21 protein-coding genes are annotated in these 16,249 nt (G+C 75.6%); 18 read left to right on the top strand and 3 right to left on the bottom strand.

Annotation, left to right across the window (positions count from 1 at the left end; all coding sequences use genetic code 11):
* The first annotated feature begins 486 nt into the window (after window positions 1-486).
* The 3 genes from BCF33_RS02615 (at window position 487) to BCF33_RS02605 (ending at window position 1,811) form a co-directional block, all read left to right on the top strand.
* Entirely contained in the window at window positions 487-921 is a 435-nt protein-coding gene (locus BCF33_RS02615; RefSeq protein WP_106159374.1) for a hypothetical protein, read from the top strand.
* Window positions 918-1,352, top strand: coding sequence for a hypothetical protein (locus BCF33_RS02610; protein ID WP_106159373.1), 435 nt, complete (start codon window positions 918-920; stop codon window positions 1,350-1,352). Before BCF33_RS02615 ends, BCF33_RS02610 begins: the two co-directional genes overlap by 4 nt.
* Window positions 1,353-1,430: 78 nt before the next feature.
* Entirely contained in the window at window positions 1,431-1,811 is a 381-nt protein-coding gene (locus tag BCF33_RS02605) for an SUF system Fe-S cluster assembly protein (RefSeq protein WP_106159372.1), read from the top strand.
* Here BCF33_RS02605 and BCF33_RS13870 read toward each other — a convergent pair.
* Window positions 1,804-2,160 carry a hypothetical protein gene (locus tag BCF33_RS13870; RefSeq protein ID WP_146132775.1) on the bottom strand — a complete coding sequence of 119 codons (357 nt, stop codon included), beginning with the start codon at window positions 2,158-2,160 and terminating at the stop codon, window positions 1,804-1,806. The genes BCF33_RS02605 and BCF33_RS13870 overlap by 8 nt on opposite strands.
* A 128-nt stretch (window positions 2,161-2,288) precedes the next feature.
* Between BCF33_RS13870 and BCF33_RS02600 the strand changes: the two genes are divergently transcribed.
* The 8 genes from BCF33_RS02600 to BCF33_RS02565 all read left to right on the top strand — a co-directional run bounded on the left by BCF33_RS02600 (window position 2,289) and on the right by BCF33_RS02565 (window position 8,498).
* Complete coding sequence (locus BCF33_RS02600) at window positions 2,289-3,110, top strand: LysR family transcriptional regulator (RefSeq protein ID WP_158259338.1); 822 nt, start codon at window positions 2,289-2,291, stop codon at window positions 3,108-3,110.
* A 302-nt stretch (window positions 3,111-3,412) separates the two neighbouring features.
* Entirely contained in the window at window positions 3,413-3,811 is a 399-nt protein-coding gene (locus BCF33_RS02595; protein ID WP_106159370.1) for a HesB/IscA family protein, read from the top strand.
* A complete protein-coding gene (locus BCF33_RS02590; RefSeq protein WP_106159369.1) occupies window positions 3,811-4,137 on the top strand; it encodes a TfoX/Sxy family protein in 327 nt (108 codons plus the stop codon). Before BCF33_RS02595 ends, BCF33_RS02590 begins: the two co-directional genes overlap by 1 nt.
* Window positions 4,134-4,475 (top strand): TfoX/Sxy family protein, encoded by a 342-nt coding sequence (locus tag BCF33_RS02585; RefSeq protein ID WP_106159368.1) that lies wholly within the window; start codon window positions 4,134-4,136, stop codon window positions 4,473-4,475. Before BCF33_RS02590 ends, BCF33_RS02585 begins: the two co-directional genes overlap by 4 nt.
* Before the next feature lie 4 nt (window positions 4,476-4,479).
* Entirely contained in the window at window positions 4,480-5,181 is a 702-nt protein-coding gene (tpiA, locus tag BCF33_RS02580; protein ID WP_106159367.1) for a triose-phosphate isomerase, read from the top strand.
* A 50-nt stretch (window positions 5,182-5,231) separates the two neighbouring features.
* Window positions 5,232-5,975 (top strand): nucleoside triphosphate pyrophosphohydrolase, encoded by a 744-nt coding sequence (gene mazG / locus BCF33_RS02575; RefSeq protein WP_106160166.1) that lies wholly within the window; start codon window positions 5,232-5,234, stop codon window positions 5,973-5,975.
* Window positions 5,972-6,904, top strand: a complete 933-nt coding sequence (locus tag BCF33_RS02570) for a nucleoside hydrolase (protein WP_106159366.1) — start codon at window positions 5,972-5,974, stop codon at window positions 6,902-6,904. The genes mazG and BCF33_RS02570 overlap by 4 nt, the downstream gene beginning before the upstream one ends.
* A 193-nt stretch (window positions 6,905-7,097) precedes the next feature.
* The gene (locus BCF33_RS02565) at window positions 7,098-8,498 is read left to right on the top strand and encodes a protein adenylyltransferase SelO (protein WP_106159365.1); all 1,401 of its coding nucleotides are present in this window, start codon (window positions 7,098-7,100) and stop codon (window positions 8,496-8,498) included.
* On the opposite strand, the gene BCF33_RS02560 is transcribed toward BCF33_RS02565, so the two are convergent.
* On the bottom strand, window positions 8,441-9,382 hold the full coding sequence (locus tag BCF33_RS02560) for a DMT family transporter (RefSeq protein WP_106159364.1): 942 nt from the start codon (window positions 9,380-9,382) through the stop codon (window positions 8,441-8,443). The two genes, BCF33_RS02565 and BCF33_RS02560, sit on opposite strands and share 58 nt — an antisense overlap.
* 99 nt (window positions 9,383-9,481) lie before the next feature.
* Here BCF33_RS02560 and BCF33_RS02555 point away from each other — a divergent pair, with 99 nt between their 5' ends.
* The 7 genes from BCF33_RS02555 to BCF33_RS02525 all read left to right on the top strand — a co-directional run bounded on the left by BCF33_RS02555 (window position 9,482) and on the right by BCF33_RS02525 (window position 15,368).
* Window positions 9,482-10,312 carry a PhzF family phenazine biosynthesis protein gene (locus tag BCF33_RS02555; protein WP_106159363.1) on the top strand — a complete coding sequence of 277 codons (831 nt, stop codon included), beginning with the start codon at window positions 9,482-9,484 and terminating at the stop codon, window positions 10,310-10,312.
* On the top strand, window positions 10,305-10,880 hold the full coding sequence (locus BCF33_RS02550) for an RBBP9/YdeN family alpha/beta hydrolase (RefSeq protein ID WP_106159362.1): 576 nt from the start codon (window positions 10,305-10,307) through the stop codon (window positions 10,878-10,880). The genes BCF33_RS02555 and BCF33_RS02550 overlap by 8 nt, the downstream gene beginning before the upstream one ends.
* 2 nt (window positions 10,881-10,882) lie before the next feature.
* Entirely contained in the window at window positions 10,883-11,827 is a 945-nt protein-coding gene (locus BCF33_RS02545; RefSeq protein ID WP_158259337.1) for a CorA family divalent cation transporter, read from the top strand.
* 26 nt (window positions 11,828-11,853) lie between these two features.
* Window positions 11,854-12,255 (top strand): Fur family transcriptional regulator, encoded by a 402-nt coding sequence (locus BCF33_RS02540; RefSeq protein ID WP_106159360.1) that lies wholly within the window; start codon window positions 11,854-11,856, stop codon window positions 12,253-12,255.
* Window positions 12,256-12,320: 65 nt separating this feature from the next.
* Window positions 12,321-13,202, top strand: a complete 882-nt coding sequence (locus tag BCF33_RS02535; protein ID WP_106159359.1) for a DMT family transporter — start codon at window positions 12,321-12,323, stop codon at window positions 13,200-13,202.
* A 27-nt stretch (window positions 13,203-13,229) separates the two neighbouring features.
* Entirely contained in the window at window positions 13,230-14,504 is a 1,275-nt protein-coding gene (eno, locus tag BCF33_RS02530; protein WP_106159358.1) for a phosphopyruvate hydratase, read from the top strand.
* A gap of 114 nt (window positions 14,505-14,618) precedes the next feature.
* Entirely contained in the window at window positions 14,619-15,368 is a 750-nt protein-coding gene (locus BCF33_RS02525; protein ID WP_106159357.1) for a class I SAM-dependent methyltransferase, read from the top strand.
* A gap of 387 nt (window positions 15,369-15,755) precedes the next feature.
* Here the strand turns inward: BCF33_RS02525 and BCF33_RS02520 are convergent, their stop codons facing one another.
* Entirely contained in the window at window positions 15,756-16,202 is a 447-nt protein-coding gene (locus tag BCF33_RS02520) for a PRC-barrel domain-containing protein (RefSeq protein WP_170073271.1), read from the bottom strand.
* Window positions 16,203-16,249: the final 47 nt, after the last annotated feature.

Raw genomic sequence — 16,249 nt, 5'->3', positions numbered from 1 at the left:
GCTTGGCGAGGGCCTACTCCGCAGGCGCCGGAGGCACGCTTCGCCCGGCGGAACGCGCCGCCGCCCCACGCCCAGCTGCCCCCATGACCCGGCCAAGGCCCCGGCCCCACGACCGCCACCTGAGAGGCGCTCCGGCTCGGCCGAACGCGCCGACGCCCGATTTCCCGCCGCTCCCTGACCCGGCCGCGGCCCCCGCCCCATGCTCCGCCACCGGCTCACGGGACGCGCTCCGGCTCGGCCGGACGCGCCACGTCCCATCGACCTCGGAACGGGCCGCGATGCCAGCGTAACGGGTCGCGATGCCCGCGCCGGCGCGGCCCCGCGCCCACGACCCTGCATGGGACGCGCTTCGCCCGAACGCGTGCACCCCTCACCCAGCCCGCCCCACGGCCGGCCCCACGGGGCCCGGCCCCGGCGCCGCCGTTCCACGCCCCCCCGCGGCGGCCGGACGCCCCGTTCCGCGCGCGGCGGCGGGATGCTAGAGGCATGCCGACCGCCGCCACGCACGGGGACCCCGACATGCTTCGCACGACCATCCTCCTGGCGGGCCTCGCCCTGCCCGCCGCCGCCCAGCAGGCCGACGAGCCCGTCGATCCCGCCGACTTCCTCGCCGCGGTCGAGGGCCAGACCGTCCGCTACGACGACCCCGAGAACCCCGGGCGCGTCGACTTCGAGCGGTTCCTCGGCCAGGGCCGGGTGCGCTACATCTGGTACGACGGCACCTGCCACGAGGGCGAAGTCTTCGTGAAGGAAGGCCAGCTCTGCTTCGCCTACGAGACGATCGAGGGCGCCCCCTCCTGCTGGCGTACGGTGATCCGCGACGGCGACCTCGCGCTCGTCGGCGCGGCGGACGGCACGGTGGGCATCGTGGCGCTCCTCGGCGACCAGCCCCTGCAGTGCAGCACGGCGCCCTCCGTGTGACCGCCGGCGCCGCGTCCGGGCGGCTGCTCGCGCCGCTGGTCCTCGCGCTCGCGGGCGGGGCGCATCCCGCGGCCGCCGAACCGATGGACCCGGCCCGCTACCTCGCCGCCGTGGCGGGACGGACGTTCGACTGGCGGGACGACCGCGGCGCCCTCGTGGTGCGCCAGCGCTTCGCCGCGGACGCCCGCACCTCCACGGTCGAGCTTCCGGACGGGTCCTGCGCCACCTTGCGGATCCTGGCGCCCGCGCCCGGGGACGACGGCTTCTGCTACGTCGCCCTGAAGGGCCCGATCGACGACCAGTGCTGGCGGCCCTCCAGGGACGCGGCGGGGTTCCGCGCGGTCCGGACCGACCCGCCGGGCGCCGGCCTCGCCCTTCGCGCCAGCCCCTCCGCCGCCGCCCTCTGCAGGGGCGCGGCCCACACCTCGTGACCCGCGTCCCGCCGCCGGGGCTGGACCCCGGGCGCGGCAATCCTTACGTCCCCCATCAGGATTTGCGGGAGGTGCACCATGCCCGAGGACCAAGCCGACGCCGCCGAGGGCGCCCCGATGGAGGGCGCGCCGCTGATCCGGCCCTCCTCCACCGACCACCCCCTGCACGAGCAGGTGGTCGAGGCGTGCCGCTCGGTCTACGACCCCGAGATCCCGGTCAACATCTTCGACCTCGGCCTCGTCTACACGATCCTCATCGACGACGAGAACGCGGTGAAGGTCATCATGACCCTGACCGCGCCCGGCTGCCCCGTCGCGGGCGAGATGCCCGGCTGGGTCGCCGAGGCGATCGAGCCCCTGCCGGGCGTCCGCCAGGTCGACGTCGAGCTGACCTGGGAGCCGCCCTGGGGCATGGACATGATGTCCGACGAGGCCCGGCTCGAGCTGGGGTTCATGTAGCCCCTCGCGCGCCCCGGCACCCCTCCCCGGACCGCCGGCCGGCATCCGGGCCGACCCGTTCGCCACGCCCGCCGCCACGCGGCGCGGCGCCTTCCCCGATCCTCGCGGCCCCTCGCCTGCACGAATGCGGCGCGCCCTGTCCGATCCGGGCGCTCGCCCGCTCCCCCTGGGCGCGCCGCAGGGCGGCGAGGGCGCGGCGCCACCACCGGGCCTTCCGGCGCTCGGCCCGCCGCAGGGCGATCTCGGCCCGGGCGCGGCGCTCGGCCTCCGTTCGGGGCGCGCGCTCGGGGATGGTGTAGAGGGTCTCCAGCGGGTTTCCGCAGTCGTGTCCGCAGTCGTGTCGTGCCATGGCGCGTCTCCTCTCGGGATGCCCCCGGCCTGACCGCCCGCCGCGCCGCCCGTCAGCCCCCATGTCCGAGACGGCGGTTCCGTCCGTGAAAGTCGCGCCCGGGCCCCTGCCGCGCTATGCCGGCCCGCGTGGACTGGAACGACATCGCCCTCTTCGCCGCCGTCGCCCGGCACGGCGCCCTCGCCCCCGCCGCGAAGGAGACGGGCGCATCCGTGCCCACCCTCTCCCGGCGGATGAAGGCGCTCGAGGCGCGGCTGGGCCGGCGCCTCTTCCTCCACGGGCCGCAGGGCTACGCCACCACCGCGGACGGCCGCGCCCTCCTCGCGCGGGCCGGGCGGATGGAGGCGGCCGCCGCCTCCGTCGCGGCATGGGCCGGCGCGGCGGCGCGGCCCCGGGTTCGCGTCACCGCGGGGACGTGGTCGGCCCTCTCGCTCGCGCGGCACGTGGGCGAATGGTGGTCGCCGGACGCCCCCTGGATCCCCGAGTTCGTGCATTGCGACCTCGACATGGACGTCGCCCGGCGCGAGGTGGACGTCGGCCTGCGCAACCGCCGCCCCGCGCAGCCCTGGCTCGCCGGGCGGCGGACCGGCACGACCGAGTTCGCCGTCTACGGCGCGGACCCCGGGGTGCATGGCTGGATCGGCGCCGGCGACGACGCCGCGCGCACGCCATCGGCCGCCTGGGTCGCCGCCCGGCACGGGGACGCGGTGACGACGGCAGCAAACGACCCCCGCCTCGCCCTGTCGCTCGCGGAGGCGGGGCTGGGGCGCGTCGTGCTGCCGACGGGCGTGGGGGATGCCTCCGCCCTCCTGCGCCTCGGCGATCCGATCCCGGAGCTGCGGTCCGAGGAATGGCTCGTCTCGCACCACGAGGCGCGCCACGATCCCCCGATCCGCGCCGCCCTCGACGCGCTCGGCGCATGGCTCTCGGCGCGGGGCGGCGCCACCTGAGGAGGGGCCGCCCGCCCCCGTCCGGATCCTCCGCGGCCGGATCCCCCGCAGCCACGCGTGCGGCGGGCGCACCCCGCCCGGCATCCGGCGCCGGACCGGGAACGCCGCGCCCGCGATGGGGCCGGTTCGCTTTCGCGCGGATGGGATTCGCCGCCTCATGCCCCCATCCTGCCCTGCACGCCTTTCGGGGGCGTTAACGCACCGCGCGCCCCTCCCGCGCTCCTCTCCCGCCCCTTTCCCGGGGGGGCGCCGCTTGATCCACGCCGCCCGCGCGACTACCTCTCGGGCGAGGAGGCGCACCCATGTTCGGCATCCCCGGAAAGTCCCCCGTCGAGATCACGCCCGCCGCCGCGGCCCATATCGCGCGCCTCGCCGGCCGGGACGGCAAGTTCGGCCTCAAGCTCGGCGTGAAGAAGGGCGGCTGCGCGGGGATGGAGTACACGATGGACTACGTCGATGCGGCCGAGCCGCACGACGAGGTCGTCGCCACCCGCGCCCCCGACGGCACGGAGGCCCGCGTCGTCATCGCCCCCATGGCGCAGATGTTCCTCTTCGGCACGGTGATCGACCACGAGACGAAGCTGCTCGAGTCGGGCTTCGTCTTCCGCAACCCCAACGTGACCGAGGCCTGCGGCTGCGGCGAGTCGATCAAGTTCGACGAGGCCCTGACGGCCGCCCCCGGCGCGCCCCCCACGCTCTAGTGGCCGTCTCCGCCGAGCAGATCGAGGCGGTCCACGACCTCTTCGCCGATCTCGGCCCGCTCACCCACCGCCGCATGATGGGCGGGGCCTCCTTCTGCCGCTCCGGCACGATCTTCGCGATGATCGGCAGGGACGGCGTGACGCGCCCGAAGGCGGACGGTCCCTTCGCCGAACGCCTCGCCGCCCGGGGGTCCGGGCGGTTCTCCATTGTCCGCAAGGACGGCTCGGTCGCCACGATGGGCTACTGGTCCCTGCCGCCGGACGCCGCGGACGATCCCGACGCCGCGTCCGCCCTCGCGGGAGAAGCGCTTTCCCGCCTCGGATGAACGTATTGCGGGGCGAGGTTCATCCCGATCACGTCGCCGCCGCCCTGCGCCTCCTCGCCCCTCTGGGCCGGCTCCGCGCGGGGTCCGCGACGCTGGAGGGCACCGTCCTCCTCTACCGCCGCCCGGCTCTTGGCCGCCGCATCCTCTTCGCCCGCCTGGACCGGACCGGCACGCTCTGGCTGCGCGCGCCCGGCCCCCTCGCCGCCCGGCTCGAGGCCGCGGGCGCGCGGCGCTGGCCGGACCCCGCGCTGCCCTGGCTCACCCTGCCGCCCGCCGCCGTTGACGACGCGGAAGCGGCCTGCGACTGGGCGCGGCAGGCCCTCTCGGAACTGGAGTGATCCCATGCGAAAGCTCGCCGCCGGCAACTGGAAGATGAACGGCACCTCGGCCGACCTCGCGGCCGTCCGCGCCGTCGCCGAGGCCGCGCCGGGGGGGATCGACGTCCTTCTCGCCCTGCCCGCCACGCTCCTCGACCGGGCGCGGGACGCCGGGGTCGCCCTCGCCGGGCAGGACTGCCACGCCGCCGCGAAGGGCGCTCACACCGGCGACCTCGCCGCCGCGATGCTCGCCGACGCGGGCGCCACGGCCGTGATCCTCGGCCATTCCGAGCGTCGCGCCGACCATGGCGAGACCGACGATGCCATCCGCGCCAAGGCCGAGGCCGCCGTCGCCGCCGGCCTCGCCCCCGTGATCTGCGTGGGCGAGACGCTGGACCAGCGCGAGGGCGGCCGGGCCCTCGACGTGGTCGGCGCGCAGCTCGCCGGATCGGTGCCGGACCGCGCCCCCGGCCTCGTCGTCGCCTACGAGCCCGTCTGGGCCATCGGCACCGGCCGCGTGCCGACCCCGGACCAGATCGCCGAGGTTCACGCCTTCCTGGCCGGCCGCGTCCCGGCGGGCACCCGCCTCCTCTACGGCGGCAGCGTGAAGGGCTCGAACGCGGCCGAGATCTTCGCCGTCCCCCACGTCCACGGGGCCCTCGTGGGCGGCGCCTCGCTGAAGCCAGGGGATTTTGCCCCGATCATGCAGGCCCTCGCCGCCTCGTGACGGACCCGATCCACCGGACGCCCGACGACCTCTCGCGCCTGCGCGAGGTCATGCGCCGCCTGCGCGACCCGGGCACCGGCTGCCCCTGGGACGTCCAGCAGGACTTCGACTCCATCGCCCCCTACACGATCGAGGAAGCCCACGAGGTCGCCGACGCCATCCGGCGCCGCGCCTGGGACGACCTCCGCGGCGAGCTGGGCGACCTCCTCCTCCAGGTGATCTACCACTCGCAAATGGCCGAGGAGGCAGGGCATTTCACGCTGGGCGACGTCGTCTCCGGCATCTCGGCCAAGATGATCGCCCGCCACCCGCACGTCTTCGGGGACGCCTCGCGCGACAAGAGCCCGGACCAGCAATCCGCCGATTGGGAAGCCGCCAAGGCCGCCGAGCGCGCGGAGCGCGGCGAGGGCGGCACGCTCGACGGCGTGGCGCTGGGCCTGCCCGCCCTGATGCGGGCGCAGAAGCTCTCCAGGCGCCTCGCCCGCGTGGGCTTCGACTGGGACGACGCGGATGGCGCCGTGGACAAGATCGCCGAGGAGGCCGCCGAGCTGGCCGAGGCATGCGCCGCGCGCGACGGGGACGCCACGGAGGCCGAGATGGGCGACCTCCTCTTCACGGCCGCCAACCTCGCCCGCCTCCTCGGGGTCGACCCGGAGGCCGCGCTGCGCCGCACGAACGCGAAGGTCGTCGAACGCTTCGCCGCCGTCGAGGACGCCCTGGCGAGGGACGGCCTGCGCCCCGCGCCCGAGCATCGCGCCCGGATGGAAAGGGCATGGCAGGAGGCCAAGGGATGACCCCGCGCCCGATCCTGATCGACACGGATCCCGGCCAGGACGACGCGGTGGCGATCCTCCTCGCCCTCGCCTCGCCCGAGCTGGACGTCCGCGCCATCACCGCCGTCTCCGGCAACGTGCCGGTCGCGCGGACCGCCCGCAACGCGCTGCAGGCCGTCGAGCTGTCCGGCAGGGCCGTCCCCGTCGCGATGGGTTGCGACCGCCCCATGCGGCGCGCACCCGCCCATGCCGCGCACGTCCACGGCGACACCGGCCTCGACGGCGCCGACCTGCCCGAGCCGACGATCCCCCTCGACCCCCGCCACGGCGTCGATGTGATCGTCGAGACGGCGCGCGCCGCGGACGGCCTGACGCTCGTGCCCCTCGGCCCCCTCACCAACGTCGCCACCGCCCTGCGGCGCGCCCCAGACATCGCCGGCCGCCTCGGGCGCATCGTCCTGATGGGCGGCGCCTATTTCGAGGTGGGCAACATCACCCCCGCGGCCGAGTTCAACATCTGGGCCGACCCGGAGGCGGCCGCCATCGTGTTCCGCTCAGGCGTGCCCCTGACGGTCGTGCCACTCGACTGCACCCACAAGGCGCTGACCCTGCGCCACCGGATCGAGCGGTTCCGCGCCATGCCCAACCGCGCCGGGCCGGTGGTCGCCGGCTGGCTCGACTTCTTCGAGCGGTTCGACCGCGACAAGTACGGCACCGACGGCGGCCCCCTCCACGACCCGCTCACGATCGCCTGGCTCCTCCGGCCGGACCTCTTCACGGGCCGCGAGATCAACGTCGAGATCGAGACCGAGAGCGACCTGACCCGCGGCATGACCGTCGCCGACTGGTGGGGCGTCACGGACCGCCCCCCCAACGCCCTCTTCCTGGGGGACGTCGACGCCGACGCCTTCTACGACCTCCTGGCGGAACGGATCGGACGGCTGCCGTGACCCCGCGGCGAGAGGCCCTTCCGCAGGCCCTTCCGCCCGGCGTCGGCGGCCGAGCATCCGGGCCGCCCCCGCTGGCCGGCTAGGCCGGCCCGCGCCGGCTTCCCGCGCCGGGGGCCGCCGGGGGCCGCCGGGGGCAGCGGGGGGCGCCGCGACGGGCCTTTGCGGACCGCCGCCCCGGACCTAGGTGCGGTCCATGACCCTCCGCACCATGGCCCTGCCGCCGCGCATGGCCGTCCCCACCCCGCCCGAGCCCGCGCCCGCCCCGGACCTCCTCGTCCTGAACGGGGGGCTGGCGGACGCGATGGGCTTCCCGGCCGACCTTCGGACCGTCGAGGTGCTGACGGGCGCCGCCCCCGTTCCCGGCGCCTCTCCCGTCGCGGCGGCCTATGCGGGGCACCAGTTCGGGGGGTTCGTGCCGCAGCTCGGCGACGGCCGCGCCCACCTGATCTGGGAGGGGGGCGAGGGCCCCGACCATTGGGAGGTGCAGCTCAAGGGATCGGGCCGGACGCCCTTCTCGCGCGGGGGCGACGGGCGGGCCTGGCTCGGGCCGGTGCTGCGGGAGTACCTCGTCTCCGAGGCGATGCACGCCCTCCGGGTGCCGACGACCCGCGCGCTCGCGGCCTCGGCCACGGGGGCCGAGGTCCTGCGCGAGGCCGGCCCCCTGCCCGGCGCGGTGCTGGCGCGGGCGGCGCCCTCCTTCCTGCGGGTGGGCACGTTCCAGTACTTCGCCGTGCGCGGCGACGCCGAGGCGCTGCGCCTCCTCCTCCGCGTGGGGACCGAGCGGCACCACCCGGACGCTGACGGCCCCTCGGGCTTCCTCCGGGCGGTGGTCGCGGCGCAGGCGCGGCTGGTCGCGCGCTGGATGTCGCTCGGCTTCATCCACGGGGTGATGAACACGGACAACGCCCATGTCGGGGGACTGACCATCGACTACGGCCCCTGCGCCTTCATGGACGCCTACCACCCCGCGCGGGTCTTCAGCTCCATCGACCGGGGGGGGCGCTACGCCTACGCGAACCAGCCCGGCATCGCCGCGTGGAACTGCGCCCAGCTCGCGACCGCCCTCCTCCCGCTGGAGGAGGACCGCGAGGGCGCGATCCCCGCCTACCAGGCCGCGGTGGACGGGTTCGCCCCGCTCTATCAGGCCGAATGGCTGCGCCTCTTCCGCGCCAAGCTGGGCCTCGGCGCGGAGGAGGAGGGCGACCTCGCCCTGACCGAGGGCCTCCTGACGGCGATGGCCGAGGGGCGGGCGGACTTCACGAACGCCTTCCGCGGCCTCGCGGGCGGCGCCGCGCGGGACGCCTTCGACGACCCCGCCCCGTTCGACGCCTGGGCCGGGGACTGGAAGGAGCGGCGCCGCCGCGACCCCCTCGGCCCGGACGAGGCGGCGGCGCTGATGCGCGCCCGTTCCCCTTCCGTGATCCCCCGCAACCACCGGATCGAGCAGGCGATCGAGGCGGCCGCGGGCGGCGATCTCAGCCCCTTCCGCGCCCTTCACGCCGCGCTGGCGGACCCCTACGGGCCCGCCCCCGAAGGCTACGACGCCCCGCCCCGCCCCGAGGAGGTGGTCGAGGCGACCTTCTGCGGCACCTGAGGGGGCGGCACGGGCAGGTTCATCAGCAAGAGCCCCCCCGCCACCAGCGCCAGCGCGCCCGCGATGGGCCAGCCGATCGGCTCGCCCAGCATCCCCCATCCCAGCAGGACGCCGAAGCAGGGCGCGAGGAAGGCGAAGGCGGCGACCCCCGACGCGGGATAGACCGTCAGGAGCCACAGCCAGAACAGGAACCCCCCCGAGGCCAGCGCGACCTGGAAGCCCACCCCCCACCAGAGGACCGGCTCCCACTCCCGCAGGAACGGCCCGAAGAAGGGCGACGCGGCCAGCAGCACCGGCGCCGACACGGCGAGCTGCCAGACCAGCTGCATGTCAGGCCGGACCTCGCGCAGCCGGGTCCCGCGGGCGATGAGGGCGATCCCCGCCCAGCCGAAGGCCGCCCCCAGCGCCAAGAGGTCGCCGACCAGCGACGCCTCCCCGCCCCCGCCGCGCCAGAGGATCGCCACCACCACGCCCGCGAAGGCCAGCGCCAGCCCGGCCGCGCGCGTCCGGGTCAGCCGCTCCCCCGGCAGGAGGAAGTGCGCCGCCAGCGCCATCCACACCGGCATCGAGTAGAAGATCACGCTCGTGCGCGTCACGGTGGTCAGGTCGAGCGCGAGGAAGAGGCACACGAACTCGAACGCGAAGACGAGGCCGATCGCGATCCCCGGCCCCCACATCTCGCGCCGGAACCGCGCCGGCGCGCCCCGCAGCGCCATGACCGCGACCAGCACCCCCGCGGCGAGGAGCGACCGCACCCCCGCGAGGAAGATCGGCTGAAGCCCCTCGTTCACCAGCTTGATGACGACCTGGTTGAACGCCAGCAGCAGCGAGAAGCCCGCCAGGGCCGCCGCCCCGATCCCGTCGATGCGCGTGCGAGTCGCCATGCCCCGCTCCTGCGCGCGGCCGCGGGCGGCGTCCAGCGCGAAACACTTGCGCCGGGCGGCGCCCCCCGTGCTAGGCACCGGGCGAGACGGGGGAAATGGATGCGCTACGAGGTCTGGGACGTGTTCACCGAAGCGGCCTTCGGCGGGAACCCTCTCGCCGTCGTCTGGGACGAGGGGCTCGACACCCCCGAGATGCAGGCCATCGCGTCCGAGTTCGGCTTCTCCGAGACGGTGTTCCTCGCCGACGCCTCCCCCGGGGGCGCCCGCGCCCGCATCTTCACCCCCACCCAGGAGGTGCCCTTCGCCGGCCACCCCGCGATCGGAGCCGCCTGCGCGCTCGCCGCCGACGGGCACGGCCCCGGGATGGTCCTCGACCTCGCCGTCGGCCCGATCCGCGTCCTGGCCGAGAGCGGCGGCGCCGCTTTCACCGTCCCCGGCCCCCTCCGCCGGATCGAGGCGATCCCCGCCCATGTCGTCGCCGGCTGCACCGGCCTCGCCGAGGCGGACCTCGGCCCGTGCGAGCGGGCGTCCGTCGGCCTGCCCTTCGTGATCGCCGAGGTGCCGGACGCCACCGTCCTGTCGCAGGCCGCGCCGCACGTGGACGCGTTCCGCCAGGCGGCCGAGGACTTCCCCTCGCCGCTCGACTTCGCGATCTACCTCTGGACGCGGACCGGGGGCGAGGTGCGGGCCCGCATGTTCGCCCCCCTCGACGAGATACCGGAGGATCCCGCCACCGGCAGCGCCGCCGCCGCGCTCGCCGCCCTGATCGCGGAAGGGGGCGGGCCCGACCGCCTGACCGTCCGCCAGGGCGGTGAGATGGGCCGCCCCTCGCGAATCCTGACCCGCGCCGTGGTCGAGGGTGGCGCCGTGACGGAGGTTCGCGTCGCCGGCCCGGCGGTGCGGGTGATGTCGGGGACACTCCATGTCTGACCCGGCCTTCGTCGCGCTGCCCGACCTCGGCGGGCCCGAGCCGGCGCATTGGCTGACCGCGTGGTCCGAGGGGCCGGGCGACTGGCGCATGGTGGCGCCGCCCGACCCCGGCGACCCCGACCCGGGCGAATGGCGCGCCGCCCTCTCCACGGCGATCTCGGACGCCGGCGGCCCCGTGGCCGTGATCGCGCACGGGCTGGGCTGCCTCGTCCTCGCCGGCTTGGCGGAGGGCGCGCCGGCCGCGGTGGCGCCGGTCGTCGGCGCGCTCCTGGCCGCGCCGCCCGACGCGGCGCAGGGGCTGGCCCGGCCTGCGGTCGCCCGCTTCGGCACCGGTCCCGAGGGCGGCGGCCCCTGGGGCGCCCTTCCGTTCCCGGCCGTGGTCGCCGCCTCGCAATCCGACCCGTGGTGCGACTACGCCCGCGCCGCCGCCCTCGCCCGGGCATGGGACGCGCCGCTGGCGGACATGGGCGCGGCCGGCCATCTCGGCGCGGCGGACGGCTACCGCGAATGGCCCGAGGGCGAGGCGCTGATGGGCGACCTCCTGGCCGCCGCCCGCCTCGTCCGCTGAGGATGGCCGCGTTCCTTCCGCTCGAATGCCGCGACCTCTCGGGCGGCGGCGCGGCCCGGGCCGACCTCCGCGCCCCCCGCCCCCAGGGCGCGACCCGCTGGGTGCATGGCGACTTCGCCGACCCCGCCTTCGCCGCCTGGGTCCGCGGCGCGCTGCCCGACCCCATCGCGCGCGCCCTCCTCGCGCCCGAGACGCGGCCGCGCTTCGCGTCCTACGAATCGGGCTTCGTCGTGAACATGCGCGGCGCCAACCTGAACGAGGGCGCCGCCCCCGAGGACATGATCTCCCTTCGGGTCCACGCGGCGCCGGGCCTCGTCGTCAGCGCCCGGCACCGACCGCTCGCCTCCATCGAGGCGCTGCGCCAGGCGCTGCGGGCCGGCGCGGGACCGGCCGAGGCGGGCGACGTCGTCGCCTTCCTCGCCCGCGCCATCACCGGCCGGGTCGAGGAGGTGTCGCTCGCGCTGGACGACAGGGTCGACGCGCTGGAGGAGGCGATCCTGACCGAAGGCGCCGAAGGGTCGGGCGTCGGCGCGCTGCGGGCGCAGGCGATCCGGCTGCGCCGCTACGCCGCCCCGCAGGCCGCCGCCCTCGCCCTCCTCGCCGAGGAGCGGGCGATCCTCGGCCGCCCCGCCCGCGCCTCCCTGCGGGAGACCGCCGACCGCGCCGCCCGCACCTTCGAGGAGCTGGAGGCGAGCCGCGACCGGCTGGCCGCGCTCGACGACCATCTCGACGGGCGCGAGGCGGCGCGGCTGGCCCGCCACGCGAACATGCTGACGATCGTCGCGGCGATCTTCCTGCCGCTCGGCTTCCTCACCGGCCTCTTCGGGGTGAACGTCGGCGGCATGCCCGGCCTCGACTGGGGCGGGGCGTTCTGGGTCCTCTCGGGCGCGTGCGTCGCCCTCGGCCTCGCGCTCGCCGCGTTCTTCTACGTCCGCCGCTGGTTCTAGAGGTCCCGGCGCGTTATCGGGCCGGCATGACCACCCTCCTCCAGCGCGCCGAGGCCGCGGGCCTGCGGATGACCGGCCACCGCCGCCTCGTCGCCGAGGTGCTGGAGGGCGGCGGCCACCCCGACGTCGAGACCGTCCACGAGGCGGCCGCGCGCCGCGATCCGGGCATCTCGATCGCCACCGTGTACCGCGCCCTCAACCTCTTCGAGGAGGCCGGCCTCGTCGAGAAGCGCGAGTTCGGGGACGGCCGCGCCCGCTGGGAGGACGCCGCGCAGGATCATCACGACCACCTGATCGACGTCGCCACCGGCGAGGTGATCGAGTTCACCTCCCCCGAGATCGAGGAGCTGCAGCGCCGCATCGCCGAAAGCCTTGGCTACGAGCTCGTCGATCACCGCCTCGAGCTCTTCGGCCGCCGCCGCCGGTAAGGCAGCCGCCCCGGATCCGCCGCGGCGCCTTGCGCGGCCCACCGCGTGCGGGCAAGCGGCGGGTCATGGACAACCGCGCCGGCATCCTCTGGATGCTCCTCGCCATGGCGGCCTTCGCGGCCGAGGACGCCGCAATCAAGTGGACGGGCGAGCGGATGCCCGCCGGGCAGGTCATGCTGACCCTGGGGGTCGGCGGCACCCTCCTCTTCGGCGTCGCGGCGGCGGCGGCGGGGCAGCGCCTCTGGTGCATGGCGCCGCTGCGGGGCGCGCTCCTGCTGCGCAACCTCGCCGAAGGGGTGGCGACGGTCTGCTTCATCTCCGCGCTCACGCTCGGCTCGCTCTCCGCGGCGGTGGCGATCCTCCAGGCGACCCCCCTCCTCATCACGGCGGGCGCCGCGCTCTTCCTCGGCGAGCGGGTGGGCTGGCGGCGCTGGACGGCCGTCGCGGTCGGCCTCTCCGGCGTCCTCCTCATCATCCGCCCGTGGGAGGACGGGGTCCGCCCCTCCGACCTCCTCGCGCTCGCGGCGACGGTCCTCCTGACGGCGCGGGACCTCGCGACGCGGCGCATCCCGCCGCACCTGGGCACGCTCCAGGTCTCGTTCTGGGCCTATCTCGCGATCCTTCCCGGCGGCGCGCTCCTCCTCGGCGCGACGGGCGGCGCGCAGCCCTATACTGCGGACCTGGCCCTTCCCATCGCCCTCCTGATCGCGCTCGGCGCGGGGGGCTACTTCGCCGTCACCCAGGCCATGCGCGTCGGCGAGGCGTCCGCCGTCGCGCCCTTCCGCTACGCGCGCCTCGTCTTCGCCCTCGCCCTCGCCGCGCTGATCTTCGGCGAGCGGCCCGAGGCGGCGACCCTCATCGGGGCCGGCATCGTCATCGCCTCGGGCCTCTACGCGCTCCTGCGCGAGGGGCGGGTGGCGGTTCCCCGGGGCGTCGAAGCGGGCTAAGCCGCGCCCCAACCCGAAGGAGTCCCCATGTCCGAGATCATCGACATCCACGCCCGCGAGATACTCGACAGCCGCGGCAACCCCACCGTCGAGGTCGACGTCACCCTCGAGGACGGCACGATGGGCCGCGCCGCCGTCCCCTCCGGCGCCTCCACCGGCGCCTACGAGGCGGTCGAGCTGCGCGACGGCGACGAGGCCCGCTACGGCGGCAAGGGCGTCCTGAACGCGGTCGCCGCCGTCAACGGCGAGATCGCCGAGGCGCTGGAGGGGTTCGACGCGCTCGAGCAGGCCGCGATCGACCACGCCATGATCGAGATGGACGGCACCGACAACAAGTCCCGCCTGGGCGCGAACGCCATCCTCGGCGTCTCGCTCGCCGTGGCCAAGGCCGCCGCGGACTACGCGGGCCAGCCGCTCTACCGTTACGTGGGCGGCACCTCCGCCCATGTCCTGCCAGTGCCCATGATGAACATCGTCAACGGGGGCGAGCACGCCGACAACCCCATCGACATCCAGGAGTTCATGGTCATGCCGGTCGGCGCGGCCTCGCTCACCGAAGCGGTCCGTTGGGGGTCCGAGATCTTCCACACCCTGAAGAAGGGCCTCGCGAAGGCCGGCCTCTCGACGGGCCTCGGGGACGAGGGCGGGTTCGCCCCCGACCTTCCCTCCACGCGCGAGGCCCTCGACTTCGTCCTCAAGGCCGTCGAGACGGCCGGCTTCCGGCCCGGCGACGACGTCATGCTCGCCCTCGACTGCGCCGCGACCGAGTACTTCGAGGACGGGAAGTACGTGCTCAGCGGGGAGGGGAAGGCCCTGACGCCAGATCAGAACGTCGACTACCTCGCCGCCCTCGCCCGCGACTATCCGATCCTCTCGATCGAGGACGGCATGGCCGAGGACGACTGGGACGGCTGGGCCGCCTTGACGGAAGCGCTGGGCGACGAGGTCCAGCTCGTCGGCGACGACCTCTTCGTGACCAACCCCGCGCGCCTCGCCGACGGGATCGCGCGCGGCACGGCCAACTCGCTCCTCGTGAAGGTCAACCAGATCGGCACCCTGACCGAGACGCTCCAGGCCGTGGACCTCGCCCACCGGAGCCGCATGACCTGCGTCATGTCCCACCGCTCCGGCGAGACGGAGGACGCGACCATCGCCGACCTCGCCGTCGCGACGAATTGCGGGCAGATCAAGACCGGCTCGCTCGCCCGGTCGGACCGGCTGGCCAAGTACAACCAGCTCATCCGCATCGAGGAGCAGCTCGGCCCCGTCGCCCGCTACATGGGCCGGGCGGTCCTGCGCTGAAGGGGCACGCGGGGCGTCCGCCGGGCCGCCCCGCCGCACCACCGGACGGAACCCGCTCCGCCTCTCTGCCCGGCCGGATGCCGCCGTCACGCGACCCGTCTGAAAGTCCCGCCGATGCCCGAGCCGCTCTACCACGACCCCGCCTTCGCCTCCCTCTACGACGCGCGGAACGGCGAGGGGGTCCGGGACCGGGCGGATTTCGCCTTCGTCCGCCGCTTCGCCGGGGACGCGGATTCCGTCCTCGACCTCGGCTGCGGCACGGGCGAGCTGGCCGCCTCCCTCGCGGCGGCCGGCGATGCCGGCGCGCGCGAGGTGTGGGGCCTCGACCCGGCGGAGGCCATGCTCGCCGTCGCCCGGGCGCGGCCCGGCGGGGACCGCGTGCGCTGGGTCCGGGGCGACGCCGCCGCGCTCGCCCTCCCCCGCCGCTTCGACCTGATCTGCATGACCGGCCACGCCTTCCAGTGCCTGCTGGCGCCGAAGGACCGGGCCGCAATGCTCGAAGGGGCGGCCCGGCACCTCGCGCGGGGCGGCAGGCTCGTCCTCGACACGCGCAACCCCCTTCGCCGGGCGTGGGAGGGGTGGACCCCCGCGAACACGGGCCACCGCCCCCTTCCCGGCGTGCGGGCCTGGGTCGAGACCCGGGAGGAGGGCGACCTCGTCCGCTACGACACCGTCCTCGTCGAGCGCGGCGCCGAACGGCGCGCGACCGCCCGCCTCGCCTTCCCCCCGCGCGAGGAGGTCGAGGAAGCCGCCCGCCGCGCCGGCCTCGCCGTTCGGGCGGTGCACGGCGACTGGCACGGCAGCCCCTGGACCCCGCAGAGCCCCGAGATCGTGCTGGTCGCCGGCCGCCCCGCGCCCTCCTGATCGGACGATCGCCCCGAGGGTCGCCCGGACGGCGGGCCATACGCCCGCGACCCTGCCGCCCGGCCGCCCGCCGGAGGGGCCGCGGCGGCCCCGGGCGCGTGCCGTTCGCGCCGTCGTCCACCGGGCGGCAGGCGCACCCCGTCCGTCCGCCGGAACCCGCTCCGGCGACCGTGCGGCCCTCCCGCACCTCCGGGGGCCCGCCGCCCCCGGCATGTCGCCGCTTCGCCACCGCATTCCGCACGCCTCCCCCGCCACGTGGGAAGGAGGTTAGGGGATGGGGGTTGCGAAAAGGTTGATCCGGCGCACGGTGCCCTGCCCTACCCCGTTCGCCCAACGAAAGAAGGGGGCCGAGCGGCCCCCTTCCATCCGTCGTGCCTGTCTTCGGGATCAGTCGAAGAAGCCCTCGTCCACCGACGGCAGCTCCTCCAGCTGCTCCTCCGAGAGGCGCGTGACGAAGCTGTAGTTCGCATCGTCCACGGCCGTCAGGCGGATGTCGTCCACCGGCACCATCACGTGCTTGTCGCCGATGTCGAGGAAGCCGCCCACCTCGGCGACGATGCCGATCATCTGGCCCGAACGGTCGAGGACGATGTCCTCGATCTCGCCGATCTGGTCGAAATCGGTGCCGTAGCCGTAGTTCTCGTAGCCGTAGTAGGCGTCGTCGTCGAGGTCGAGCCACGCGTCCTCGTCGTAGCGATCGGCGACCGAGTAGACCGGCCCGCCCGTGATGTCGCGGGTGCGGATCAGGTCCGCGGTGTCGAGGATGTCGGCCTGCGCGGCCAGCGGCGCGGCGGTCGCGGCGGCGAGGGCAATGGCGGAAATCGTGCGGAGCATGTTGCGTTCTTCCGGTTGTTTCATTGGTCTGTCCAAGCCGCCGCCCC

It is taken from the genome of Hasllibacter halocynthiae, assembly GCF_003003095.1.
Taxonomy (GTDB): domain Bacteria; phylum Pseudomonadota; class Alphaproteobacteria; order Rhodobacterales; family Rhodobacteraceae; genus Hasllibacter; species Hasllibacter halocynthiae.
Note: the sequence above shows the minus strand (reverse complement) of the source record. Positions and strands in the feature narration are given on the sequence as shown.